Origin of the sequence: Tessaracoccus coleopterorum, assembly GCF_011174705.1 — a bacterium.
In the GTDB taxonomy this organism is placed as follows: Bacteria; Actinomycetota; Actinomycetes; order Propionibacteriales; family Propionibacteriaceae; genus Arachnia; species Arachnia coleopterorum.
In genome coordinates this window covers 2419454-2443161 of sequence record NZ_JAANIJ010000001.1, presented here as the reverse complement: position 1 = coordinate 2443161, position 23708 = coordinate 2419454, and the positions used below count along the sequence as shown (strand labels likewise).

The 23708-nt window shown below is 70.3% G+C and carries 30 protein-coding genes, 1 tRNA gene, 1 other RNA gene and 7 pseudogenes; 14 read left to right on the top strand and 25 right to left on the bottom strand.

Translation table 11 applies throughout. The features are described 5' to 3' along the window. Positions 1-40: 40 nt before the first annotated feature. Together G7085_RS26890 and G7085_RS26885 are read left to right on the top strand one after the other, a co-directional pair. Positions 41-442 (top strand): Gfo/Idh/MocA family protein, encoded by a 402-nt coding sequence (locus G7085_RS26890; RefSeq protein ID WP_231979596.1) that lies wholly within the window; start codon positions 41-43, stop codon positions 440-442. Continuing rightward, positions 427-801 carry a hypothetical protein gene (locus G7085_RS26885; protein WP_231979595.1) on the top strand — a complete coding sequence of 125 codons (375 nt, stop codon included), beginning with the start codon at positions 427-429 and terminating at the stop codon, positions 799-801. The genes G7085_RS26890 and G7085_RS26885 overlap by 16 nt, the downstream gene beginning before the upstream one ends. On the opposite strand, the gene G7085_RS15660 is transcribed toward G7085_RS26885, so the two are convergent. The 18 genes and pseudogenes from G7085_RS15660 to ffs all read right to left on the bottom strand — a co-directional run bounded on the left by G7085_RS15660 (position 758) and on the right by ffs (position 11629). Beyond that, positions 758-1132, bottom strand: coding sequence for a hypothetical protein (locus G7085_RS15660; RefSeq protein ID WP_197511674.1), 375 nt, complete (start codon positions 1130-1132; stop codon positions 758-760). The genes G7085_RS26885 and G7085_RS15660 overlap by 44 nt on opposite strands. Before the next feature lie 69 nt (positions 1133-1201). After that, entirely contained in the window at positions 1202-2164 is a 963-nt protein-coding gene (locus G7085_RS36375) for an HAD-IC family P-type ATPase (RefSeq protein ID WP_197511673.1), read from the bottom strand. Beyond that, positions 2071-2331, bottom strand: coding sequence for a hypothetical protein (locus G7085_RS30790; RefSeq protein WP_331716011.1), 261 nt, complete (start codon positions 2329-2331; stop codon positions 2071-2073). Before G7085_RS30790 ends, G7085_RS36375 begins: the two co-directional genes overlap by 94 nt. Positions 2332-2443: 112 nt before the next feature. After that, on the bottom strand, positions 2444-3250 hold the full coding sequence (locus G7085_RS30785) for an HAD-IC family P-type ATPase (RefSeq protein WP_269451889.1): 807 nt from the start codon (positions 3248-3250) through the stop codon (positions 2444-2446). Positions 3251-3353: 103 nt separating this feature from the next. Further along, positions 3354-4070, bottom strand: a complete 717-nt coding sequence (locus G7085_RS30780) for an HAD-IC family P-type ATPase (RefSeq protein ID WP_197511671.1) — start codon at positions 4068-4070, stop codon at positions 3354-3356. Between the two features lie 50 nt (positions 4071-4120). After that, on the bottom strand, positions 4121-4921 hold the full coding sequence (locus G7085_RS15640) for an ABC transporter permease (RefSeq protein ID WP_331715725.1): 801 nt from the start codon (positions 4919-4921) through the stop codon (positions 4121-4123). A 20-nt stretch (positions 4922-4941) separates the two neighbouring features. After that, positions 4942-5277 (bottom strand): ABC transporter permease, encoded by a 336-nt coding sequence (locus G7085_RS15635; RefSeq protein WP_197511670.1) that lies wholly within the window; start codon positions 5275-5277, stop codon positions 4942-4944. Further along, complete coding sequence (locus G7085_RS15630) at positions 5262-5750, bottom strand: ABC-2 transporter permease (RefSeq protein ID WP_197511669.1); 489 nt, start codon at positions 5748-5750, stop codon at positions 5262-5264. The genes G7085_RS15635 and G7085_RS15630 overlap by 16 nt, the downstream gene beginning before the upstream one ends. Further along, positions 5747-6205 (bottom strand): hypothetical protein, encoded by a 459-nt coding sequence (locus G7085_RS35250; RefSeq protein ID WP_408647119.1) that lies wholly within the window; start codon positions 6203-6205, stop codon positions 5747-5749. The genes G7085_RS15630 and G7085_RS35250 overlap by 4 nt, the downstream gene beginning before the upstream one ends. Before the next feature lie 43 nt (positions 6206-6248). Next, a pseudogene (locus G7085_RS35245) lies at positions 6249-6536 on the bottom strand (hypothetical protein); the annotation flags it as partial. Then, positions 6521-6658 carry a hypothetical protein gene (locus G7085_RS35240; RefSeq protein WP_408647118.1) on the bottom strand — a complete coding sequence of 46 codons (138 nt, stop codon included), beginning with the start codon at positions 6656-6658 and terminating at the stop codon, positions 6521-6523. The gene G7085_RS35240 and the pseudogene G7085_RS35245, both read right to left, overlap by 16 nt. Positions 6659-6845: 187 nt before the next feature. Beyond that, positions 6846-7235: a VOC family protein gene (locus G7085_RS15620; protein ID WP_197511668.1), complete on the bottom strand. Its 390-nt coding sequence runs from the start codon at positions 7233-7235 to the stop codon at positions 6846-6848. A gap of 139 nt (positions 7236-7374) precedes the next feature. Continuing rightward, complete coding sequence (locus tag G7085_RS15615; RefSeq protein WP_197511667.1) at positions 7375-7518, bottom strand: hypothetical protein; 144 nt, start codon at positions 7516-7518, stop codon at positions 7375-7377. 29 nt (positions 7519-7547) lie between these two features. Then, complete coding sequence (locus tag G7085_RS26850; RefSeq protein WP_331715724.1) at positions 7548-8090, bottom strand: aminoglycoside phosphotransferase family protein; 543 nt, start codon at positions 8088-8090, stop codon at positions 7548-7550. A 162-nt stretch (positions 8091-8252) separates the two neighbouring features. Further along, positions 8253-8865, bottom strand: a pseudogene (gene recR / locus G7085_RS15600) (recombination mediator RecR). Positions 8866-8878: 13 nt separating this feature from the next. Further along, a complete protein-coding gene (locus G7085_RS15595; RefSeq protein ID WP_197511665.1) occupies positions 8879-9187 on the bottom strand; it encodes a YbaB/EbfC family nucleoid-associated protein in 309 nt (102 codons plus the stop codon). A 415-nt stretch (positions 9188-9602) separates the two neighbouring features. After that, a pseudogene (locus tag G7085_RS15590) lies at positions 9603-11410 on the bottom strand (DNA polymerase III subunit gamma and tau); the annotation flags it as partial. Between the two features lie 123 nt (positions 11411-11533). Further along, positions 11534-11629, bottom strand: an RNA gene (ffs, locus tag G7085_RS15580) — signal recognition particle sRNA small type. 225 nt (positions 11630-11854) lie between these two features. Here ffs and G7085_RS15575 point away from each other — a divergent pair. Continuing rightward, positions 11855-12676 carry an asparaginase gene (locus G7085_RS15575; protein WP_197511663.1) on the top strand — a complete coding sequence of 274 codons (822 nt, stop codon included), beginning with the start codon at positions 11855-11857 and terminating at the stop codon, positions 12674-12676. Positions 12677-12804: 128 nt separating this feature from the next. Here the strand turns inward: G7085_RS15575 and G7085_RS15570 are convergent, their stop codons facing one another. Then, positions 12805-13059 (bottom strand): hypothetical protein, encoded by a 255-nt coding sequence (locus G7085_RS15570; RefSeq protein WP_197511662.1) that lies wholly within the window; start codon positions 13057-13059, stop codon positions 12805-12807. 321 nt (positions 13060-13380) lie between these two features. Here G7085_RS15570 and G7085_RS32920 point away from each other — a divergent pair, with 321 nt between their 5' ends. Further along, entirely contained in the window at positions 13381-13950 is a 570-nt protein-coding gene (locus G7085_RS32920) for a L,D-transpeptidase (RefSeq protein ID WP_331715722.1), read from the top strand. A gap of 109 nt (positions 13951-14059) precedes the next feature. Further along, positions 14060-14144 (top strand) — tRNA-Ser (locus G7085_RS15560). A 358-nt stretch (positions 14145-14502) separates the two neighbouring features. Here G7085_RS15560 and G7085_RS15555 read toward each other — a convergent pair. Beyond that, on the bottom strand, positions 14503-15399 hold the full coding sequence (locus tag G7085_RS15555) for an AI-2E family transporter (RefSeq protein WP_197511661.1): 897 nt from the start codon (positions 15397-15399) through the stop codon (positions 14503-14505). A gap of 393 nt (positions 15400-15792) precedes the next feature. Between G7085_RS15555 and G7085_RS35235 the strand changes: the two are divergent. The 4 genes and pseudogenes from G7085_RS35235 to G7085_RS15540 form a co-directional block, all read left to right on the top strand. Beyond that, a pseudogene (locus G7085_RS35235) lies at positions 15793-16071 on the top strand (siderophore-interacting protein); the annotation flags it as partial. Positions 16072-16118: 47 nt separating this feature from the next. Further along, positions 16119-16642, top strand: a pseudogene (locus G7085_RS35230) (siderophore-interacting protein). After that, positions 16639-17238, top strand: a complete 600-nt coding sequence (locus tag G7085_RS15545) for a 2'-5' RNA ligase family protein (protein ID WP_197511659.1) — start codon at positions 16639-16641, stop codon at positions 17236-17238. The pseudogene G7085_RS35230 and the gene G7085_RS15545 overlap by 4 nt, the downstream one beginning before the upstream one ends. Before the next feature lie 58 nt (positions 17239-17296). Continuing rightward, positions 17297-18133, top strand: a complete 837-nt coding sequence (locus tag G7085_RS15540; RefSeq protein WP_197511658.1) for a class I SAM-dependent methyltransferase — start codon at positions 17297-17299, stop codon at positions 18131-18133. 27 nt (positions 18134-18160) lie between these two features. Here the strand turns inward: G7085_RS15540 and G7085_RS15535 are convergent, their stop codons facing one another. Further along, positions 18161-18868, bottom strand: coding sequence for an adenosylcobinamide-GDP ribazoletransferase (locus G7085_RS15535; RefSeq protein WP_197511657.1), 708 nt, complete (start codon positions 18866-18868; stop codon positions 18161-18163). Then, the gene (gene cobU, locus G7085_RS15530) at positions 18865-19494 is read right to left on the bottom strand and encodes a bifunctional adenosylcobinamide kinase/adenosylcobinamide-phosphate guanylyltransferase (RefSeq protein ID WP_231979594.1); all 630 of its coding nucleotides are present in this window, start codon (positions 19492-19494) and stop codon (positions 18865-18867) included. Before cobU ends, G7085_RS15535 begins: the two co-directional genes overlap by 4 nt. A 57-nt stretch (positions 19495-19551) precedes the next feature. On the opposite strand from cobU, the gene G7085_RS15525 reads away from it, so the two are divergent. From G7085_RS15525 to serB, 5 genes are all read left to right on the top strand, one after another. Continuing rightward, positions 19552-20082, top strand: a complete 531-nt coding sequence (locus G7085_RS15525) for a hypothetical protein (protein WP_197511656.1) — start codon at positions 19552-19554, stop codon at positions 20080-20082. Beyond that, positions 20019-20273, top strand: coding sequence for a methyltransferase (locus G7085_RS30770; RefSeq protein WP_197511655.1), 255 nt, complete (start codon positions 20019-20021; stop codon positions 20271-20273). The genes G7085_RS15525 and G7085_RS30770 overlap by 64 nt, the downstream gene beginning before the upstream one ends. Then, positions 20212-20541 (top strand): methyltransferase, encoded by a 330-nt coding sequence (locus tag G7085_RS30765; protein ID WP_197512914.1) that lies wholly within the window; start codon positions 20212-20214, stop codon positions 20539-20541. The genes G7085_RS30770 and G7085_RS30765 overlap by 62 nt, the downstream gene beginning before the upstream one ends. Positions 20542-20773: 232 nt before the next feature. Beyond that, complete coding sequence (locus G7085_RS15510; RefSeq protein WP_331715720.1) at positions 20774-22069, top strand: S1C family serine protease; 1296 nt, start codon at positions 20774-20776, stop codon at positions 22067-22069. 83 nt (positions 22070-22152) lie between these two features. Further along, positions 22153-23010, top strand: coding sequence for a phosphoserine phosphatase SerB (gene serB / locus G7085_RS15505; protein WP_231979593.1), 858 nt, complete (start codon positions 22153-22155; stop codon positions 23008-23010). 3 nt (positions 23011-23013) lie between these two features. Here the strand turns inward: serB and G7085_RS30760 are convergent. The 3 genes and pseudogenes from G7085_RS30760 to G7085_RS30755 all read right to left on the bottom strand — a co-directional run. Further along, positions 23014-23289: pseudogene (locus tag G7085_RS30760) on the bottom strand (histidine phosphatase family protein); the annotation flags it as partial. Next, the gene (locus G7085_RS35225; protein ID WP_408647217.1) at positions 23184-23477 is read right to left on the bottom strand and encodes a histidine phosphatase family protein; all 294 of its coding nucleotides are present in this window, start codon (positions 23475-23477) and stop codon (positions 23184-23186) included. The gene G7085_RS35225 and the pseudogene G7085_RS30760, both read right to left, overlap by 106 nt. Before the next feature lie 4 nt (positions 23478-23481). Then, a pseudogene (locus tag G7085_RS30755) lies at positions 23482-23625 on the bottom strand (phosphoglycerate mutase family protein); the annotation flags it as partial. Positions 23626-23708 lie beyond the last annotated feature (83 nt).

Genomic DNA, 23708 nt, shown 5'->3' with positions numbered 1-23708 from the left:
CCAACGCGCTGCTGGCCATCGGGCGGGCCGCCCCGTCCTCGTGGAGAAGGCCTTCACCCGCAACGCTGCGGAGGCGCGGCAGATCTTCGAAGCGGCACAGGCCGCGGGTGTCGCGGCCATGGAGGCCATGTGGACGCGGTTCCTGCCTTCCACGGACATCGTCCGGCAACTGCTCGCCGACGGGGCCCTCGGTGACCTCGAGACCCTGTTCGCCGACCACGGCCAGTGGTTCGCCGACGACCCCGGCTTCCGGCTCTTCGATCCCGCGAAGGCGGGCGGCGCCATGCTCGACCTGGGGTCTACCCCGTCTCGTTCAGCCACTTCGTCCTCGGCGCCCCGGGCCGGGTCCAGGCAACGGGCACCACCGCCTTCACCGGCGTCGACCGCCAGATCTCCGGCCTGCTCAGCGGCTACGCCGGGCACCCGATGGCGCACGGCCTGATCAACACGACGCTCGCGGCGAAGACCCCGACGGTGGCCCTGATCAGCGGCCGCGACGCCCGCATCGAGATTCCGGGCGCCTTCTACGCGCCGCAGCGGATCAGGTTCATCTCCCGCGACGGATCGGTCGAGGAGTCCCCCGAGCCTGGGATCGCCTGGCACCTGGGCCTGTGCCACGAGGCCGCCCACTTCGCGACGATGATCGCGGAAGGCCGCACCGAGTCGGAGCTGCTCCCGTGGTCGGAGACGCTGGCCGTCATGGGGACCATGGATGAGCTGCGCCGCCAGGTCGGCGCTGTCCTACCCGGGAGAGCCTCTAGCCGAGGAACTGGCTCTCGAGATCGTCGGCGATCGAGGTGATCCGCATCATGGTCTCGACGAGTTCGTCGCCGGTGAGGTTGGCGATGGGCAGCGCATTGGTCACGACGACATAGCCCTGCTCGACCATCAACCCGCCCACCACCTTCTGGGACAGGCTCTCGGCTGCGGTCCAGAGGTCGATCTCGGTCAACTCTCCGATGGGCGAGTTGAACTTGACCCAGTCGGCCTCCTCGTTGGAGGCGTGCTCGATGAGCACCGTCTGCGACCGGTGGTTGGGCAACTCGAACACGAGCTGGATGTGACGCTCGTCCAGGTCGGTCGCGTTCCAGTTGCGGTGGACGAAGTCCTTCAACTCATCCCAGTTGGCCATCGCTCCTCCTCCGTCTTCCGGTTCCATCGTCGCAGGTCCGGGCCCGGCGGCGCGGATGAACCGACGAGGTCACACTCCTTGCGGGTGACCGGCCCGCCGGACGGCCTTGACGGCCTCCTCGAAGAGCAGCACGGCCACCCCTGCCGCGACGGCGACGCCCCAGTGCGGCAGGTCGAGGGCCGTGGTCCCGAAGGCGTGCTGCAGGAACGGCACCTCCACCACCAGCACCTGGCCGACGGTGACGGCCGCAAAGGAGAGCCAGAGCCACTTGTTGGTGAACAGGTGGGAGAAGGCGCTGGCGGTGTCGGCACGGCTGTTGAGCGCGTTGAACAACTGCATGAACACCAGCGCCGTGAACACGGTCGTGCGGGCCACCTCGAACTGCAGGCCGGTCGGGGCGAGGTGCTCGAGCCCGCTCAGCAGCCCGCCGGGAAGCGACAGGTCGAAGATCGCCAGGCTGATCAGCCCCATCACCAGGCCGATCACGATGATGCGTTGCCACATGTGCCCGTCGATGATCGGCGTGCCGTAGCCCCGGGGCGCCCGCGACATCACGTCGTCGATCTCGGGATCGACCCCATCGCCAGCGCCGGGCCGGAGTCGGTTACCAGGTTGATCCAGAGGATCTGGGTGGCGAGCAGCGGGACGACCGTGGCACCCGGGTTGCCGGGTCGGCGAGCCCGATGACGCCGCCCAGCACCACCCGAGGAACACCGTGGCGACCTCGCCCATGTTGGAGCTCAGCAGGTAGCGGATGAACTTGGAGATGTTGTCGTAGATGACGCGACCCTGGCGGACGGCTGCGACGATCGTCGTGTAGTTGTCGTCGCCGAGGATCATCTCCCCGGCCTCCTTCGTGACCTCCGTGCCGGTGATCCCCATGGCGATGCCGATGTCGGCCGACTTCAGGGCAGGGGCGTCGTTGACGCCATCGCCGGTCATCGAGACGATCTGGCGCTGCTCCTGCAATGCGTCGACGATCCGCAGCTTGTGCTGGGGTGAGACGCGGGCGTACACCGAGGTGGTACGCACCACCTCGCGCCAACCCTCGTCGTCGAGCTGGTCCAGCTCCCGCCCGTCACGGCGTGGGCATCGCCCGCCTCCACGATGCCGAGGTCGGTGGCGATCCGGGCCGCCGTGACCGGATGGTCCCCGGTGATCATCACGGTCCGGATGCCCGCCCGGTGCGCCTCACGGATCGCCTCGGCGGCCTCCTCGCGGGGCGGGTCGATGATGCCGACGAACCCGGCCCAGACGAGGTCGTGCTCGGAGTCGTCATGGAACCCACCCGCCGAGTCGGCCTGTTCGGCCTCACGCCAGGCGACCCCAGGGTGCGGTTGCCCTCGCGGCCGAGCGACTCGACGGAGGCGGCGATGGCCTCGCGGCGCTCCGGGGTGAGCGGTCGTGTCTCCCCACCCACCTGTTCGGCGACACACCGCTCGAGCAGCACGTCGGGGCACCCTTGGCCAGCACACCGTGCAGGCCGAGGGCGTCGTGGTGTCCGAGCACCGACATCATCTTGCGCTCCGAGTCGAAGGGCGCCTCACCCTCCCGCACGAAGCCGTCGAGCACACCGGCCACACCCTCCAGCTTCCGTCCGGCCACGAGGAACGCGGCCTCGGTCGGGTCGCCCTGGATCTCCCAGCGGCCGTCGACCTGCTCGAGTTGGGCGTTGCTCGCGAGCGCACCGGCGCCGACGACGCGACGTGTCTCGGCGAGAACCCTCTCGCTGTGCTCTCCCGTGAGCCTGACCTCCCCGGTGGGTTCGTAGCCGGTTCCCGAGAGGCTCACCCTCCCGGAGGCGGTGACGATCTCGCGCAGGGTCATCTCGTTGCGCGTGAGGGTGCCCGTCTTGTCCGAGCAGATGACGCTGACCGCGCCGAGCGTCTCGACCGAGTGCAGGTCCTTCATGACTGCGTTCCGGCGGGCGAGGACCTGCACACCGATGGCGAGCACGAGCGAGAGGATCGCGGGCAGCCCCTCCGGGACGGCGGCCACCGCGAGCGAGACGCCCATCAGGAGCACGTCCACGGCCTCGGCCATGGTGCGGACGCCGTTGACCAGCGCCACCGCGGCCATCACGACCACCGCGATGATGATGACGAGCAGCCCCAACATCCTCGAGACCTTCGCGATCTCCACCTGCAACGGGACGGCTCATCGAGGGTCTGTTCGAGCAGGGTGGCGATGCGTCCCATCTCCGTGTCCATTCCGGTGGACGTCACCACCGCGCGACCGACGCCGCGGGCCACCGCCGTCCCTTGTGGACCATGTTGATCCGGTCGCCGAGCGGCACCTCCCCGGGCAGCGGGTCGACCCCCTTCGAGACGGCCTCGGACTCTCCGGTGAGCGCCGCCTCCTGCACCTTCAGCGACGATGCGCTGACGAGGCGGGCATCCGCGCCGACGGCGTCGCCCTCGGCCAGCACCAGGACGTCGCCCGGGACGATGTCGGAGGAGGCGACCTCGGTGAGGCTGCCGCCGCGCAGCACGGTGCAGCGGGCGGCCGTCATGTCGGCGAGCGCCGCGACGGCGTCAGCCGCCTTGTTCTCCTGGACGAAGCCGATCACGGCATTTGTCAGCACGATCACCACGATCACGACGGCATCCACCGGCACACCCGTGGCACCCTCGGCAACCCAGGCCACCATGGAGATGAGGATGGCCGCCAGCAGCAGGTAGACGAGCGGGTCCTTGAACTGGCGGAGGAACCGCCGCCAGGCCGGGTCGGGCGCCGCCGAGACGAGCTCGTTGGGCCCGTGGCGCGCCAGCCGCTCGGCGGCCTCGGCCTGCGTGAGGCCTGTGTCGATGTCGACCCCATTGCCGCGGCCACCCGGTCGGCGGGTGCGAGGCTCGGATCGGTCGTGCCTACGGCTGGCTGGTTCGACTCGGCCACGGGTGACTGCCTTTCGACGCTGATGGTTACCGATGCTACCCACCAGGGTCCTGCCCCGGTGGGGTCGGCGACACGGGTGGTCGGGCCGGGCCGCTACCTGAAGAACAGCTTCCGTAGTCGCAGCGTCGCGGCGACCACCCCCGACACGACCATCACCGCGAAGTAGGCGATGTGTCCGAGCAGGGCGCCGGGCACGATGATGCCGGTGGTGAGTTGTCGGATCATGTCGACGGCGTGCCACAGCGGCATCGCCATGATGACCCACCGCACCGCCTCGGGGTAGACCTCGATCGGGAAGAAGGTGGCCGACAGCAGGAACATCGGCAGCATCACGAAGAAGACCAGATCGAGGTGCTGGAACGTCTTCATGAAGCTCACCGCAGTGAGGCCGACCGCCGCGAACCCGAAGGCGACCAGCAGCGCGGCCGGGATGGCCAAAACGGCCGTCCAGGACAGGTTCAGCCCCAGCAGCGTGGTGACCACCATGAACCCGCAGGCATAGAGCAGCCCCCGGAACAGGGCGAGCAGGATCTCGCCGAGCGCGACGTCTGCGGGCCCGAGCGAGGTGGACAGCATCTGGTCGTAGATCTTCCCGTAACGCATCCGGAAGAACACGTTGGTGGTGGAGTCGTAGAGCGCCCCGTTCATCGCGGAGACGGCCATCAGCGCGGGCGCGATGTAGGCGGCGTAGCCGACGGCGTGCCCGTAGAACTCCACGTCACCGATCAGCGCGCCGAGCCCGAGCCCCATCGAGAGCAGGTAGAAGACCGGCTCGAAGAAGCCCGTCAACACGACGAGATAGTTGTGTCGCGCGATCACCTTCATGCCGCGCGCCAACACGGCGCGGGTGTTGCCCGAGTAGATGCCGCGCAGTCGCCCCGGCACGCGCGGCACCGGTGCCTGGAGTCCCGGCCTCACTGGTCCAGCCTCTTCCGGAACACACGCACGCAGACCCACGCGGCCACGAAGGCAAGGGCCGCCAGGTAGCCGAGGTGGACGGCGATCATCCCCTGGGTGGCGGGCGCGCCGTAGAGCACGACCCGGCCCAGTTCGGCCGCGTGCCACAGCGGGGACACCCAGCCGATGGGTTGCAGCGGCCCGGGCAGCGTGGCGAGCGGAAAGTAGGTGCCCGAGAACAGCGTCAGGGGGACGATGACGAACCGCTCCACGAAGGAGAGCTGCCCCCGGTCGTCGCGCTGTGTGGCCACCCATGCCATCACCGAAAACCCCACGGTCAACGACAGCAGCATCCCGATCGGGAGCAGGAGCAGCGCACCCAGGGGTCACCGATCCCGAAGACGAGGAGCGCGACGATGTAGAACACGATCATCGGTACGACCCGCACCAGCACCGAGACCTGGTAGCCGAGCGCCATCTGCGCCGGGCTCATCGGGGTCAGCCGCATCGCGGTGAACGTGTTGGACCACTTGAAGCCGCCGAACACCCCGTAGGTGTTCTCCTGGGCGGACACCTGCATCGCGGTGGCCATCACGAGTGCGGGGGCCACGAACGTGAGGTAGTCCACGCCCTCGATTCCCTCTCCCGCGTCGACCAGGACGCCGAGGCCGACGCCCATCCCCAGCAGGTACAGGAACGGCGAGCCGATGCCGGTGAGCAGCATCGTCGGCCAGTAGCTGCGCACCAGCAGCGCGCGGTGCGCCACGACCGCCCACCAGCCCCACCTGCGCACGCGGGCGACGTCGGCGACCCCGTCGAATTTCATTCGATGAGGCTCCTGCCGGTGAGCCGGAGGAAGACATCTTCCAACGAGGAGCGGCGCACCAGCGAGGCGATGGGGCTCAAGCCGAGCTCGACGACCCGCTGAAGCGCCTGTTCCCCGAAGTCGTCGTAGATCAGGATGCGGTCGGCGAGCACCTCACGGCGGCTCCCGACCCCCTCGAGCGCGCGTGCCGCCTGCTCGTTGCGGCCCGACCCGAACCGGACCTCCAGCACCTCGCGGGTCGAGTAGTCCCGGATCAACTTCGACGGGGATCCCTCGGCCACGATCCGACCCTTGTCCACGACGACGAGCCTGTCGCACAACTGTTCGGCCTCGTCCATGAAATGGGTCGTCACGACCAGGGTCGTTCCCTCCTCCTTCAACCGGAACAGCCGGTCCCACAGGATGTGACGGGCCTGCGGATCAAGCCCGGTGGTCGGCTCGTCGAGCAGCATCACCCGGGGTTGTTGATCAGGCCACGGGCGATCGTCAGGCGCCGTCTCATGCCGCCGGAGAGACCGTCGACCCTGGCCGTCCGCTTCTCCCGGAGCTGGGCGAAGTCGAGGAGCTGCTCGGCGCGTTCCCTGACGTAGGCGCGGGCAGGGCGAAGTAGCCTCCGTAGACGATGAGGTTGTCGATCACCCGCAGTTCCTCGTCGAGCAGGTCGCCCTGCGGGACGATGCCGAGCTGGGCGCGGATCTCGGGGCCGTGGTGATTGGTGTCCAACCCCAGCACAGTCAGCTCGCCTGAGGTGCGGGTCGAGGTGGCCGCGATCATCCGCATCGTCGTGGACTTGCCCGCGCCGTTGGGGCCGAGGAAGCCGAACGACTCCCCGGGGCGATGTCGAAGTCGATGCCGTCGACCGCGACGAAGTCGCCGTAGCGCTTCGTGAGGCTTCGGGCAGAAATCACTGGCTCCACGCGGGGCACACTACACGCACGATGAGACCGGCCGGACGCGAAGACGGCGCCACCTTCGTTCCCCCTGAGCCGTCCCAATCCGGACCAGCCCCTGACGAAGGTGGCGCCGCTGCCCGGCGGTCTCCCGCCGGTCGGTGGGCCGCTTGCCGCGGCCTACCTCACTGGTCGGCGACCAGGTTCACGTGCCAGAGCACGCCGAACCGGTCACGGACCATGCCATAGGTGTCCCCCACATCTGCTTCTCGAACGGGACGAGCACGGCCCCGCCCTCGGCAAGCCCGGCGTGGAAGGACGGGAGTCGCTCATCGCTGCCGGAGATCGACATGGCGACCGTATCGCCCACCGTCTGAGGCATTCCATCCATGGTGTCGCTTCCGAAGATGACCATGCCGTCATCGGTGGTGAGGCTGGCGTGCATCACACGGTCCGACCCCGGGAACTGGGCGCCTCCCTGCGCCTCGCCGAACGTCATGACGGAGAGTTCCCCGCCGAGCAAGAAACGGTAGAATTCCATGGCCTCGCGACAGGTGCCATCGAGCGCCAGATAGGGGTTGAGCAGGATCGACATGCCTTTCACCTTCCTTCGCTTCCGCGGTTGGGGCCTGCACGACAGACAATAGGTGCAGCCACCGACAAAGTCGTCGGATTCCGGGAATCAGGTGGTCGGGCTCACTCAACGCCGTCGGCAAATGCCTTCGCGAGGGCGATCATCCGGCCCAGGAAGTCGCCGGAAGCCGGGCGAGATCGGCAGCCCACACCGCGTTGAGGACGAGCCGCACGAACGTCCACGCCATCACGCGGTCGAGGTCGAGACCCGCGGTGTCGGCGACGATCTCCGCGCGCAGCCGCACGTGGGTGCGCGGCGACCCGGCCCGTGCGGTTACCCCGCACGGTTCCAGACGATCGGCGCGACGGCGTAGGCCCACTCCCCCGACACGGGTTTGGGGTCGATGGCCAACCACTCGGCGCGGGTCGCGGCGAGCACATTTGCGTCATGCAGGTCCTCATGGACCAACCGGGCCGGGGCCGGTCCGAGGAGCAGGTCGTCGAGGGTCGAGGCCGCCTGCTCGACGAGCCGTCTCGGCACCAGCGGAGGAAGGGCCGCGAACTGCCCACGCCAGCGGATCGCCTTCGTCGCGAGGGGCGGGATCTGCGGCGGGGCGGGCCGGTCGAGCTCACCGAAGAGGCGACCGATCACCTCACACGCCTCGAGGATGGGCACGTCGTTGAGCGTCCGGTCGCCGTCCAGACGTTCGAGGAGCAGCACCTGCTCCGCCGGGTGCGCGGCGATGAGCCGGACGGCCCCCGACCGTCCCAGATCCGGAGCGCGAGATGTTCGTGGGTCGCCTCCGCGTGGGGCCACGTCAGCTTGAGGGCCGCCTGCCGGCCGTCGCCGTCGACGACAGGCAGCACCATGGCGCATTCGCCGTGCCAGGCTGCCCCGTCCGGCCGGAGCGTCCAGCGCTCGAGGTGGCTCTCGATGAGATGCGGCAGGCGCACCAGCCAGTCGGCGCCGGAGACTCCCCCTCCTCGTCGGCGGCCCGACCACCGAGCAGCGCGTGGAAGTCGGCCGGGATGAGGGAACTCAGAGGACCCTCTCGGGCTCGAACATCGCGCGGCGCCCCTCGAAGGCCCTGCCGAGGGTGACCTGGTCGGCGTACTCGATGTCGCCGCCAACGGGAAGCCCGCTCGCGGGCGCGTGACGCGGACCCCGAAGTCACGCAGCATGCGGCTCAGGTACGCGGCGGTGGCCTCACCCTGCGTGTCGGGATCGGTGGCCAGGATGACCTCCTGCACCTCACCGTCGGCGAGCCGCTGGAACAGCTCGCGGGTGTGGAGGTCCGCAGGCCCTTGCCGTCGATGGGCGAGATCGCTCCGCCGAGCACGTGGTAGAGCCCACGGAACTCGTTGGTGCGTTCAATCGCGACGACGTCCTTGGACTCCTCTACGACGCACACCTGGGTGCGGTCGCGCCGCGGGTCGCGGCAGATGCGGCAGCGCTCCTCGGACGAGATGTTGAAGCAGACCTCACAGAACCGGGACGACTCCTTGAGGCGCCGCAGCACATCGGCCAGCGCAAGAACATCCTCCTCAGGTGCGTCGAGGAGGTGGAACGCGATCCGGGAGGCGCCGCGCGGCCCGATCCCGGGTAGGCGGCTCAGTTCGTCGATCAGTTCCTGGATGGGGCCGTCATACACGGGTGGGCCGGCCTCACATTCCCGGGATCTGCGGCAGGTCGGGCATCGCCGCCTCCATGGCGGCGTCCGCCTCGGACTTCGCGGCGCGGAAGGCGGCGATCAGAAGCGCGGAGAGGGTGTCGGGATCCTCCGGGTCCCATGCCTCGGGCTTGATGTCGACGTGCTGCAGCTCGCCGCGGCCGTTGATGCGTACGGTGACGAGGTCGCCGCCTGCGGAGGCCTCGAACTCCTTGGTCGACAGCTCGCGCTGGGCGCGCTCCACGTCGCTCTGGATCTTCTGGGCCTGCTGCATCAGCGAGTTCAGATCGAAGTCACCAAACATCTCTTCTCCTGTCGTTTCCCTTGGGCACTCAAGCATACGAGCGCTTCAGCGCTCGTCGGCCTCACGCACCGCGATGAGCTCGGCGGCGAACGTGTTGCTCAGCAGTTCCTCGGCATTGTGCGTGGCGTCAAGCACCTCGTCGTCGGTGGAGACCTCCGCCTCCACCTCCGGCGGTGGGGCGGCGGCGGGGGCGCTGAGGCGGCCTCGGGCCGCTCGACGGGCACCACCGGCGCACCTGGGGGACGCTGCTCTGCGTGTGACTCGACGGGGGCGGCCCCGAGACGACCGGGTTGATGCGCAACTCGACGCCGATCACCTCGATGAGCGCGTCGACGAGGACATCGACACTGCCCCCGGCACCGAAGTTCTCGCGCGGGCCCGATCCGGAGAATCCCAGGGTGAGGGCGCCGTCGGCGACGTCGATCACCTGCGCGTGCTGGCTGAGCAGCATGTGGGTGAACCGGCGGCGTCGCTTCACCTCCTCCAGGACGTTGGGCCAGACCCTACGGAGCTCGGTGGCGGTGAGCTGGCCGGTGGCGGCCTGCCTCGCCGGCCTCGCCTCGGCAGTCGGGGCGGTCTGCTGGTCGGGCGTCGCCGTCCCCGCGGGTGGGGCACCCGCGGGTCGCTGCCGTGGGGACGCGTCGGCGGGCGGCTGTGTCTGCTGCGGAGCCTGGGTCGGCTCGGGGGCGGGCACCGGTGTCGGCCGCGGCTGGGCATGGGGTCGGCTGGTGGCGCGGGCTCTGCCGGGCCGGGCGGGGCCTGCGGGTCGTGCCGGCACCGGGTGGGTGGGCTCGGCCGGAACCGGCCGCGGGGTCTGCGTCCGGGTGGGCGCCACCGGAGCGACCGTAGTGGGCGCCACGTCCGTCCAGTCCGTGGCCGGGGCGGCCGGCGCCTCGCCCATCATGCCGACGCGACGCTCGAGGCGATCCATCCGGGCGTGCAGGCCCCGCTCGTGCGCATCGGCTCCCGGCAGCAGCACCCGCGAGCACATCAGCTCGAGGTGGAGGCGCGGCGCCGTCGTGCCGCGCATCTCGGTCAGGCCTGTCGCGATCACCTCTGCGGCGCGGGTCAGTTCGCCCGTACCCATCCCGGCGACCTGGGTCTGCAGGCGCTGGGCCTGGTCGGCGGCCACGTCGAGGATGCCGTTGGTGGCGGCCTCCGGGACGGCGGCGAGGATCACCAGGTCTCGGAGGCGACGCAGCAGGTCCTCCGCGAACCGGCGTGGGTCCTGCCCGACCTCGATCACCTTGTCGATGGTCCGGAACACGCCCGCGGCGTCTCCGGCGGCGAAGGCGTCGACGATCTCGTCCAGGAGCGCGTCGGGGTGTAGCCGAGCAGCGCTGCCGCCTGGCTGTAGCTGACGCCCTCCTCACCCGCGCCGCCGAGGAGCTGGTCCAGCACCGAGAGCGAGTCGCGCACCGATCCGGCACCCGCCCGCACCACCAGAGGGATGGCGGAGTGGTCGACCTCGACCCCTCCACGTCGCAGAGGTGGGCGAGGTAGTCGCTCAGCACCTTCGGCGGCACGAGCCGGAAGGGATAGTGGTGCGTGCGTGACCGGATGGTGCCGATCACCTTCTCGGGCTCTGTGGTGGCGAAGATGAACTTGGTGTGCGGCGGGGCTCCTCGACCAGCTTCAGCAGCGCGTTGAAGCCCTGCGGCGTGACCATGTGGGCCTCGTCGATGATGTAGATCTTGTAGCGGCTCGCGACGGGGGCGAAGTAGGCGCGCTCGCGCAGGTCCCGGGCGTCGTCGACGCCGCCGTGGGACGCGGCGTCAATCTCGATGACGTCGATCGAACCGGGCCCACCCCGCGCGAGATCGGTGCAGGAGAGGCAGACACCGCACGGCGTGGCCGTCGGGCCCTGCTCGCAGTTCAGGCAGCGGGCGAGGATGCGTGCCGAGGTGGTCTTGCCGCAGCCACGCGGGCCGGAGAAGAGATAGGCGTGGTTGACCCGGTTGTTGGTGAGGGCGCGCTGCAGCGGGACGGTGACATGGTCCTGGCCGATCACCTCGGCGAACGTGTCGGGCCGGTACCTGCGGTAGAGCGCGAGCGGCGCTTCGGGCGCGGGGTGCGGCGGGTGGCGTTCACCGGCGCGGGCGTGGCCGGAGCGGGTGCCGGGAGTTCTTCAGCGGGTTCATCCTCGGCGAAGAGGCCGGGCCCGGTCTGCTCCACGGGGAGCGGCCCCGGCTCGGGATCGTCAAAGAGCCCGGGTCCGTCCATCGGTCCGAAACCGGGCAGACCCGCCGACCCGTAGCTCTCGTCGATCGGGCCGTACTCATCCTCGTCGTGCTCGTCGTCCACCCGTTCACCCTAATTCAGCTCGCCGACACTTCGCGAGGGAAGAAAAAGGGCCCCTCGCGCACCCGGAAGAGCTCACTTACCCTTGCTGCCTTCCGACCCTGGGGAGTTGGGCGAGATACCGCCGCGCGAGGAACCTGAAGAGAGTCTAGCCCATAGCCCGACCGGCTCGTCCAACCGCCTGTGGAGTCGGTAGCCTGCCAGGCATGGTCAACAGCTTGGAGCCGGTGCTCACGGAGGTCTGGCGGGGCGCGTATCTGGAGGCCCAACACCACGGGTCGCTGGTGGTGGTGGGCCCGACGGCACCGTCAGGCTCGCCGTAGGCGACGTCACCTCGCCGACGCTCCCCGCTCCGCGGTCAAGCCCGTGCAGGCGATCGCGATGCTCCGCGGCGGACTCGATGTCACCGGTGCGGAACTGGCGCTGGTCGGGGCCTCACACGCCGGGGAGGCCTTCCACAGGCAGGCTGTCGTCTCGATCCTGGAGGGCTGCGGCCTCACCGTCGACGCGCTGCAGACGCCACCTTCACTGCCCTGGGACGAGGAGGCACTCGTCGAGTGGGTCAGGCAGGGGCACGGCAGGGAGCCGGTTGCCCACAACTGCTCCGGCAAGCACGCGGGCATGCTGCGCACCTGCGTGCGGGCTGGCTGGTCGCTCCATGACTACCGCGACGCTGCGCATCCGTTACAACGCTCAACCCGGGCCGCGTTGGCCCAATACACGGGCGAGCCGGTCGGAGACCCGGTCGTCGACGGCTGCGGGGCACCGGCGTTCGCCGTCACCCTGACGGGGCTCGCCCGTTCGTTCGGCCGCCTGGCGTCCGCGGACGACGGCGAGGCACGGCCGATCGCCGATGCCTTCCGGAGGTATCCCGAGCATGCCTCCGGCACGCGGCGCGACGAGGTGGTGTTCCACCACGAGGTGCCGGGGCTCGTCTGCAAGCTCGGTGCGGAGGGCGCCTTCGCCGCCGGACTGCCCGACGGCACCGGCATCGCGGTCAAGACGGCCGACGGCAACCACAGGGGCAACATCCCCGTGCTGGTGGGCGTCCTGGCCGCGCTGGGACTGGCCACCGACGCACTCCTCGCGCTGGCGCCCCACCCCGTGCTCGGGCACGGCCGGCCTGTGGGCCGGGTGCATCTGCACACCGCAACGGAACGGTCGCTCGCCCGTCTCGCTGCGGGCTGACCCCACGCTTCCGCTGTGTATCGGCATGCAACCACGGGCACACTGGAATGCGTAGTAGAGGGTGTCAGGGGCCACCCGGGTGATTAGTTCTGAACCGATCACCGGATTACGATGGCCCGGTTGAACCGCTAGGAGGATCCCACCACCATGCGCAAGTTGCTCTTCGCAGTCGCAGCGGCCGCCATGTCGCTGTCGATGGTCGCGCCGACGGCCACCGCCGACACCGGGGTCCCGGGCCCCGGACCGACGGCAAGCCCCACCGCGTCGCCCAAGCCGACCGCGAGCACGTCACCCAAGCCGACCGCGAGCACGTCGCCCAAGCCGACCGCGAGCACGTCACCCAAGCCGACCGCGTCGGCCAAGCCGACACCGCCGAAGCTCACCCCTGAGCAGGCCCTCTACGTGACCCCGGGTACCACCTGGTCAACGGCCGCTACTGGTTCACCGAGTGCGGATCGTACTCCTCCACCACGATCCGTTGCCGCACCAGCATCTTCGGCTCGACGGTCTACCTGTCCAAGGGCCAGTGGTACACGCGGAACAACTGGACGTTCAACAACCTCACCTACCTGCCCTCCCCGCGCTCCGTCTGGGCAGGCAACAAGCTCGCGCAGACCGGTTCCTGGACCGCCGCCGACGGCCGCAGGTGGCGTTCCGAGTGCGACACCCCCGCCACCGGTAGGGGCGCCTGCCGTTCCTACGCCGTGGCAACGGTCGCCTCGCTCGTCAACGGCAAGATCGTCCAGAAGGACCAGTGGGTGTTCAACGGGATCGTCCGGTTCGAGACCGCGACCATCCCCTGGGTGAAGACCATCCCTGCCACCGCTCCCCGGCCATCGGGCGTCCCGACCGCAGGCAAGCCCGTCCCGGTCATCACCAGCCCGCTGGTGCAGAAGGGCTTCCGCCTCGACCGGCGCTGCATGACCGGTCGCGCGTTCTGCATCTCGAAGAACCAGCGCAAGATGGCCTGGGTCGTCAACGGCAAGGTCGACACCGTCCTCGACGTCCGCTTCGGTTCGGAACTGACGCCCACCCGCAACGGCGCCTTCCAGGTGAACTGGAAGTCCCGCAACCATGTGTCGAGCCTCTATCACACGGCCATGCCGTACGCGATGTTCTTCAGCGGTGGCCAGGCAATCCACTACTCGCCCGACTTCGCCGCCCGCGGTTACAACGGCGCCTCGCACGGCTGCGTCAACGTGCGCAACAAGGCGGCGCTCGCCCGGCTCTTCGACCTGGCGAAGGTCGGAGACAAGGTGATCGTCTACAACTGATCCCGATCAGCAGGTGAGGGCGTGTCCTTCGGGGCGCGCCCCTTGCCGCATCCCGACCCTCGCCGGCAGGTTTTGGAAAGTCGCCGCAGACTCCGGTAAGGTTCCCGGCGGAGGATTCGCCTAGAGGCCTATGGCGCTCGCTTGGAAAGCGGGTTGGGTTCACGCCCTCACGAGTTCGAATCTCGTATCCTCCGCGGAACGGACCCCTTGCCCTGTGGCAGGGGGTTTCTTCGTTTCCCGCACCCGGCCATGGCGTCCGGCAGGTGCGTGCCCGACGGGGCCTGGCCGCCCCGGTTCCTCGGCCCCATCGAGCCCCACGACGCCGATCCCGCGATGGCCGGGAAACGCGGCCCGCACCGGAACCGCTCCTGGTATCAGTCGGTCGGCGCCGGTGCCGTCTTCGCGTCCTGGCGCGGGATGTGGATGCTCTTGATGAGGATCAGCAGTGATGCCGTGACGGGGACGGCCACCAGCGCCCCGACCAGTCCCATGAGGGTCGCTCCCACCATGGCCCCGATCAGGACGAGGGGCCGGGCACGGACACCGACTTGTTCATGATGCGGGGGTCAGGACGTAGGCCTCGATCTGCATGTAGACGAAGTACACGAGGGCGAAGATGAGCGCCGTCTGCCAGGAGTCCGTGAGGCAGACCAGGGACGCGATGATCCACACCATCACAGACCCGATCATCGGGAGCATGGAGACCAGCAGCGCCAGGAAGGCGAGCATCATCGCGTACGGGATGCCGAGCACGGTCAGCAGCAGGAACGAGAAGATGGCGTTCAGGATGCCCAACTGGATCGCGCCGCCGATCGCCCCTCCGACCGACCGGGTGATCTGCTCGGTGACCTCGGCGGCCTTCGACCTCTTGTAGGCAGGCAGCAGCCGGTACATCGCCTGCTTCATCGCGTCGAGTGAAGCCAGGAAGTAGAGGGTGAGGACCAGTCCGATCATCGTGCCGGAGATCCCGTTGATCAGGCCCGAGCCGAAGGCGAGGACCCCGTTGCCGAGGGCGAGCAGGTTCGCCGGGTTCGAGACCCAGGCCTGCAGTCGCTCGAGGAGCGCGCTGTAGACCTCCTCGCCGCCGAGACCCGTCACCTCCTGGAACCAGGGCTGCTGCTCCAGCGCCGCGATGAACCCCGGAACCGACTTGGTGAAACCGACCACCTGGGTGACCGTCGCCGGCACCACGAAGGCGAGCATGGCGCCGACCACGACGACCACCCCGGCGAACGTGATCCCGATTCCCACGCCGCGCGCGACGCCGCGCGCCTCGAGGCGACGCACCAGCGGGTCGAGGGCAAGGGCGAAGAACAGCGCGATGAGCACCGTGACGAGGATGCTGCTCAGCGACGCGACGGCACCGCCGATCGCCAGCCCGGCAAGCGCGCCCAGCATGCCCAGGAACGCCCAGGCGAACGGGTTCGTGAGCCGGGCCCGGACGCTCACCGGACGGGGAGCCTGCCGTTCTGCCGGGGCTGCGGCGGCGTGTTGGGGCCGGCCTCCTCGGGTTGGAGGTCGGCCTCCTCGGGTTGGAGGTCGGGATCGGAAGTGGTCATGGCTGGTCCTCCGTCGGATCACGGGCCTGATTCGGCGGAGCCCGTCACCGGGTGCGGGCAGCCGTCCTGCGGTCATCCTAGGGCTACGCGTGCATCGTGCGGCCGATCGTGCGTGCATTCCGGCGGCGCGGCCTCACGAACACCCGCGACCCCCGGGCCGGAGCCGGCGCGCGCCCGGTTCGGCGACGGTCCGGGATCGCGCTGACGGTGGCGCGGGCCGGGACGGACCCGACCAGGGACGGTCCGGGAATAAGTTAGGATCACCTTACGTAATCTCGGCAGAATGGGCATCATGAGTTCTCGTCAGCGACCGCTGCACCGCGCCACCGTGAAGGCGACCACCCGCGTCTCCCCGCAACTCGTCCGGCTCACCTTCGACTGCCCGGATCTGGTCGGCGCAGACCTGCCGTTCACCGACCACTACGTGAAGTTCCTGTTCCCACCCGCCGGCGCCGACTACGCGTGGCCGTTCGACCCGGACGCAATCCGTGAGGCGACCCCCGAACTCGCGCCGGTCACCCGCACCTACACGCTGCGCAGCCACGACACGGCCACCGGCACCATCGAGGTCGACTTCGTCGTGCACGGTGACGAGGGGCTGGCCGGGCCGTGGGCTGCGGGGCGGAACCCGGCGACGAGATCGCCTTCCGCGGCCCGGGTGGTGCATGGGCACCGGCCCCGCGGTTCGAGCACTTCGTGCTGGCTGGCGACGAGGCCGCGGCCCCCGCCATCTGCGCGGCCCTCGAGGCTCTGCCTGCCTCGTCGACGGCGTCGGTCTTCATCGAGATCGCCGACGACGGCGCCACCTTCCCGGTCCCGGTCCGCGACGGCGTCGACCTCACCTGGGTGCCCCGCGACGGCGCCCCTACGGCAGGGAGCTGACGCGGGTCGTCCGTGCGGCCGACCTGCCGACCGGCGGATGGTTCGTCCACGGCGTGGCGGGGATGATAAAGGATCTGCGCCGCCACCTCTTCGTGGATCTCGGGCTCCCCCGGGCCGACGTCTCCATCTCCGGATACTGGCGCGCCGGGATGAATGAGGACGGCTGGCAGAGCTCCAAGCACGCCTTCGTCGAGGAGATGGACCAGGCCGAGGCCGCAGCGGGTGCGGAACCGGCGCCCACGAAGCCGTGAGGCTCCTGCCCAACCTCGACCGTGACTTCTCCGAGTGGCACGGCGGGTGCAGCAGCGCGCTGGTGTGGGCGCTCGACGTCGACACCGCGGAGGTCAGGGCCCGGGTCGGGGAGGCGGCAGGCAGGCTCGACGACCTGCTGCTGTCGCGTTACCTGCGGCAGCCGCACATCACGCTCGCCTTCGCCGGGCTGCGCCCCGAGCCGGGGGCGACCCCGGCCGGCGCGGTGTACGGCGAGCACGACACGCGCCGTGACCTGGCGGCCCTCCGCGCACTCGGGATCGCACCGTTCCGGGTCACGGTCGGCGGGTGGGGCACCTTCCCGATGGCGCCCTATCTCGATGCGTCCGCCGATGCGCTCTCACCGCTCAGGGCCGTCCTTCCCGCGCCGAGCCGCCACCCGCACGTCACCGTCGGCCTGTACGCGGTGGAGGCGGAACTCTCCGAGGCCGAGGCCCGGATGACGGGCTTCGCCCCGCCTCCCCTCGAGGTCGCCGTCGACACGGTCTGCCTGATGAGCTACGCGACCGATGACATCGCCGGTCCACTCACCACCATCGGTCGGCTGTCCCTCTGCGACGGCACCTGGACCGGCTGAGCGTCCCACAGGGTGGGCCACGCCGCCCCGCCATCCGCCCCGCCCCGACACTTGGGGAATGCTGGAACCCAGGTACACCCACGGCCATCACGAGTCTGTGCTGCGCTCCCACCGCTGGCGCACCGCCGAGAACTCCGCCGGCTACCTGCTCCCGCATCTGGTCGACGACATGCACCTGCTCGACATCGGGGCCGGGCCGGGCACCATCACCGCCGACTTCGCCGCGCTCGTCGGCCAGGTGACGGCCACCGAGACGGGCGACGAGGAGCTGGCCATCTGTCGGGCGACCATCACGGAGCGGTGGCTCGGCAACGTCGACTTCGCCACGGCCGACGTCCACGCCCTCGGCTTCCCCGACGACACGTTCGACGTCACGCACGCCCACCAGGTGCTGCAGCACGTGGCCGACCCGGTGCAGGCGCTCCGCGAGATGGCGCGCGTCACGTTGCCCGGTGGCCTCGTGGCGGTGCGCGACAGCGATTACGCCGGTTTCGTCTGGTGGCCCCGGTACCGGGCCCTCGACGAGTGGATGGACCTGTACCAGCGCCTCGCCAGGGCCAACGGGGGCGAACCGGACGCCGGTCGTCGGCTGCTCGGCTGGGCGCACGCAGCCGGCCTTGAGGACGTCACCGTGACCACCAGCACCTGGTGCTTCTCGACGCCGGAGGATCGGGCCTGGTGGGGTGGCATGTGGGCCGAGCGCATCCTCGACTCCGCGATGGCGCGGCAGGCCGTGGACGAGGGCTTCGCGACGACCGCCGACCTCACCCGGGTCAGCGAGGGGTGGCGCCAGTGGGCCGACTCCGACGACGGGTTCCTCTCCATCCTCCACGGGAGCTACTGGCCCGCGTCTGACCGCATCAGCCCAGGGCGCCGAAGGCGACGGCGGTTGTGAGCAGCAACGCGACCTGGGTCACCTCGATCAGCGACCCGAACGTGTCACCGGTCCAACCCCGAACCGGCGCACCAGCCTCCGGCCCCACCACGTCGCGACCAACGCTGCGACCACACCGCCGACGGCGAGCGCGACGGCACCCGTCCAACCCGCCGTCAACCAGCCGAGCCCGAGCCCCACCAGCACCGCCAGGACGGCATTGACGACCGCGGTCGACCTCGCCGTGACGCCGACGAACAGCGCACCGAAGCCGGTCGTGCGCGCCGAGCGTCGCGACACCGTCGCGATCGAAACGGCGAGCCGCGAGCCCATCACCGCGACCGCGAGCGCGGCACCCCCGAACAGGGGCGAGGAGGTCGAGGCAAGCGCGGCCACGTCGAGCAGCAGCACGAACAGCAGCGTCACCACCCCCATCGGGCCGATGTCGGAGCGGCGCATGATCTCCAGCGCCTCTTCCCGCGACTTCCGGGAGCCGAGCCCGTCCGCGGTGTCCGCGACGCCGTCGAGGTGCAGGGCGCCGGTCACGGCCGCCAGCAGGGCGAGCCCCGCGATCGCGCCGAGCAGCGGCGACGCGAGGGTCCCGAGCCCCCAGACGAGCGCACCGGCCGCGAGTCCGAGCAGCAGAGCGAGCCACGGCAGCGCGGCCATCGCCCTGGTGGCTGCGCCACGGTCGACCTCGAACGGTCGGACGGGGATGACGGTGAACAGGCCGGTTGCAGTCAGGAGCGACCTCACTTCAGCCGCCTCGCGACCCCGGCGGTGCACAGCCACAACTCGTCGACTGCGGCGGCCACCCGCGCGTTGAGCCTGCCGAGTTCGTCGCGGTACAGCCGCCCGGAGGCGGTGGCGGGCACCACACCCGAGCCGACCTCGTTGCTGACCAGGATCACCTCCCGCGACGTGGCCCCGATCGCCGCGATGAGCCCCGCGACCCGCGCCTCCACGGCGTCGCGCCAACCCTCCCGGTCGTCCCAGGCGCCGGAATCCAGCAGGATCCGGTCGAGCCACACCGCCAGGCAGTCGATGAGCACCGGCGACGGGGCATCGGAGCCGAGGACGGCGGCCGGGTCGATCGTCTCGGTGGTGCGCCAGGACGCGGGGCGACGCGCCCGGTGCAGCGCGACGCGCTCCAGCCATTCGGGATCGTCGGCGCGCGCCTCGGACGTGGCCACGTACTCGACGTCGCCCCGGTCAGCGAGCTGGGCCTCCGCCCACGACGATTTCCCCGACCGGGCCCCACCCAGCACGAGGGTCGTCCCGCGGCCGTGCACCATCGCCGTCACCTCGCCGTGAGCGGCGAGTCTGGCGAGCAGATCGGCCGCCGCGCCGTCTCCCGGATCGATCCGGACCCTGAACTCCATGGCTTCATCCACACGGTCAAACCTAGCGACCACGGTGCGCCCCGTAGGATCGGGGCCATGCGCGATGTTGTAGATGACCTGATCTGGGCCGAGGCCCCCGACCATGCCGAGGCGGTGGCGATCCTCGACGCCCCGGCGCTGATCGAGGACGCGCTGACGCTCACGCCTGACGTGCGCGTCTTCTGCGACGACTGGCGCGACGCGTCTCTGGTCTCGCCCGATCTGCTGGTGGAGCATCCCGCCGACCTGGCGGGCGTCGACCTGGCGCTGGCCCGGCTCCCGAAGTCGCTCGCCGCGCTCGACGAGCAGGCGGCAGCGGTGCAGGGCGCCGACGACGTCACATTCCTGGGCGGGGCGCGGGTCAGGCACATGAACCTGACGATGAACGAGGTGCTGGGCAAGCATTTCGCGGCCGTGTCGGCGTCGCTGGGTCGCTCGAAGTCACGGGTACTGCGGGCATGGGGCCGGAGAACCGGGAGTCGGACTGGCCGAAGGTGCGCCTCCACGAGGATCTCGGCTTCTCGGTGGCCGCCCACGGCGCCACGTTCGGCGGCATCAAGGTCGATCCGGGCACCCGCCTGCTGCTGACGGCCCTCGGCGGGAAGGGCAGGCTCCCGGGGATCGACGCCGACGACGTGCTCGACTGGGGCTGCGGGAACGGCACCATCTCGATGTGGCTGGCCGCGAGGGTCTGCGCGTGCAGGCCCGCGACGTCAGCTGGTCGGCGGTGGCCGGAACCGGCATCGCGGCCGAGATCAACGGGTTGGATGTGGACGTGACCTGGGGGCCGGGCTCGACGGGTACGCCGACCAGAGCCTCGACGCGATCGTCACGAACCCGCCGTTCCACCAGGGCGTCGCCAAGGACTCCTCCGACACCATCGCGATGTTCGACGAGGCGACACGGGTGCTGCGTCCCGGCGGACAGCTCTGGTGCGTGTTCAACTCCCACCTGCCCTACCGCAAGGAACTGAACGTGCGCCTCGGCCGCACACAGATCGCACTCCAGGATCCGAACTTCACGGTCACCGTAACCACCGCCCGGTGACCGGGCCACAGGTCTAAGCAAAGGATCAGCCAGCTCACAGGGGGCTCACAGGTTCGGCCGGTTATCTGGTGTCAACGCACCGCGAGGGAGACGAAGATGAGCACCAACGAGCAGTACCCGAACCCCTGGAGCCGCGAGGGAACCACCCCGGCACAGCCCCAGCAGCCCCAGCCGCCGCAGGCATGGCCGCAGCCACAGGGTCAGCCCTCCGCGACCCCCGCAGCCCAGCCGGGTGTCGGCCCGCAGCCGGTGCCCGGCGGCCCCGCAGCACAGACCCACCCCGGGCAGCCCGGCTTCGCCCCCGGCCCGAGGCGGGTCAGCAGGTGGGCTACCCCACCTGGAACCAGGCCTTCGGCCAGCCCCGGTCGGCCACCACCACGGTCCAGGCCCCGGTGACCGGAAGGCCCCGAAGGGCCGTAGCCGCATCGCGGGCATCCTCGCCGTCGCCATCCTCGCGGGCGGAGTCGGAGGAGGCGTCGGCTTCGCCGCCTCCCAGCTCGGCGGCGGCACGACGACCGCCTCCGTCGGTTCGGGCGGCACCACCGTCGTCCAGGCCGACCCCAACAGCCCCAACTGGACCGCCGTCGCCAAGGTCGCCTCCAAGGCGGTCGTCGCGATCGACGTGCAGACCTCCGGCGGCGGCGCCCAGGGCTCCGGTGTCGTGATCGACACGGAGGGCCACATCGTCACCAACAACCATGTCGTCTCGGGCGCGCTGGACGGCAAGGTCATCGTCATGCTCGGCAACGTGTCGTATGAGGCGACAGTGGTGGGCACCGACCCCTCGACCGACCTGGCCGTGGTCAAGCTCGTCGATCCGCCGTCCGACCTCTCGGTGATGGAGTTCGCGGACAACCAGGTGCTCTCCGTCGGCGACCCGGTGATGGCCATCGGCAACCCGCTCGGCCTGGCCGACACCGTCACCACCGGCATCGTCTCGGCCCTGAACCGCCCCGTCACCACCACTGCCGCGAGCGAACAACAGCAGCAGCTTCCGGGCTTCGGGCAGTTGCAGCAGCAGACCACGGCCGAGACCGTCGTCACGGCTGCCATCCAGACCAACGCGGCCATCAACCCCGGCAACTCCGGCGGCGCGCTGGTCGACAGCTCCGGCAGGCTGATCGGCATCACCTCGTCGATCGCATCGCTGTCCAGCGGCCAGAGCCAGTCGGGCAACATCGGCATCGGGTTCGCCATCGGCTCCGACCAGGTCCGCTACGTCGCCGACCAGCTGATCAGCACAGGCAGGGCCGAGCACCCGCAGCTCGGCATCAGCGCCTCCGACGTGCGGACCACCGGCCAGCAGGGCGCAGTGGTCGCCCAGGTGGTGTCCGGGTCCCCGGCGGCCTCGGCCGGCCTGAAGGTCGACGACCTGATCACCGCCGTCGACGGGCAGACCGTCACGGGCAGCGAGTCGCTCGTCGCGCTGGTGCGGGCTGGCCAGGTCGGCAAGGCCATGGACCTCACCGTGCTCCGCGGCGGCAAGGAGGTCACCGTGACCGTCACCCCGGTGGCAGCCAAGGCCTGATCACACCGGTCAACGGCCCGCCACCCGCGCGTCAGGGCCGGACGGTGGCGGGCCGCGGCGCGCCCGACAAGTAGGGTCGACGCATGCAGATCCGCGTGACGTTCGCAGCAGCCGGCCCCATCCCCCGGGCGCTGGTCGCCATGGTGCCCCCGACCGACCATGTCACGAGCGAGGAGACCAACTACGGGCAGCGGATCAGCCTCTTCACCTCCCACGACGAGCCTGACCTGCTGCGCTCCGCGCTGCGGGCCGTTGCCGGCGACGTCGCGGTCGGTGTCATCGCAGGACCGCTGGCCACACAGGGCGCCCGGCTCGTCATGCTCGACGTCGACTCCACCCTGACGACGACCGAGGCCATCGACCTGCTGGCCCAGCACGCCGGCGTCGGTGCCGAGGTCGCGGAGATCACCGAACGCGCGATGCGCGGCGAACTCGACTTCGGGCAGTCGCTCACCGAGCGGGTCGCGACGCTTCGCGGCCTACCCATCTCCATCTTCGATGCCGTCGGCCCCGCCATGACCCTGTCATCCGGGGCGGTCGAGCTGATCGCGGCGGCCAAGGCCGCCGGCGCGCTGGTCGGGGTGACGTCGGGCGGCTTTGTGCAACTCGTCGAGCCGCTCGCGGCACGGCTCGGGCTCGACTTCTTCAACGCCAACCACCTCGAGACGGAGACCGTCGACGGCCGGGAGCGGCTCACCGGACGCGTCATCGGTCAGGTGGTCGACCGCGACCAGAAGGCGCGCGACCTCCTGGGCTTCGCCGATTCCGCCGGGATCGACCCCGCATTGACCGTGGCCATCGGCGACGGGGCAAACGACCTCGGCATGTTCGCGGCGGCGGGCCTCTCCGTGGCGTTCTGTGCGAAGCCGGTGACGGCCGCCGCGGCCGATGTGGCCATCAACTTCCCGCGCCTCGACGCCGCGGCGGCGTTCGCCTTCTGACGCTCACACCTCGTACAACTCGCCGACATTCCACGCGACGAGCGCCGGCGAGGTCTTCTCGTACCCGAGGACGCTGACCCGCCCCGTGTACAGCGGGAAATGCGCCCCCCGGTCGACGGGGAGCCCCAGCCAGAGCATCGCCATGGCCCGCAGCGCATGCCCGTGTCCGAAGATCAGCACGCGCTCCAGTCCGCTCGAGCGGACCCGGTCGACCACCCGGGTGAGACGGGCGGCGACATCGTCGACGCTCTCCCCGGCCCCACGGGTTCGGGTCCGAGATCGGGCGCGCCGTGTGTCCAGATCCGCCACCCCGGGACGCGCTCCTGGATCTGCGCGGACGTCAGGCCCTCGGCGGATCCGTAGGCCCATTCCACCAGGTCGTCGTCGATCTCGGGGCGGGGAAGCCCGCCAGCCGCGCGGTCTCCCTCGCCCGCAGCCGCGGGCTGGAAAGGACCAGGGGAAGTCACCCTCGGTGAGCCTCTCACCGACCAGCCTGGCGTCCTCCTCGCCCGCGGGCAGGAGTGGCAGGTCGGTGACGGAGGTGTGGTGCCCGGTCTGCGACCACTGCGTCGCGCCGTGCCGGACCAACCAGGCCTGCGTGCGGATGGGTTCCATCGCCCCAATCTACGCCCGCAGCGCGGGAAGGTGCGTCGGTGACGGCACTGCCGCGGGTCGTGGCCAGCGACGCCCACCGGGCG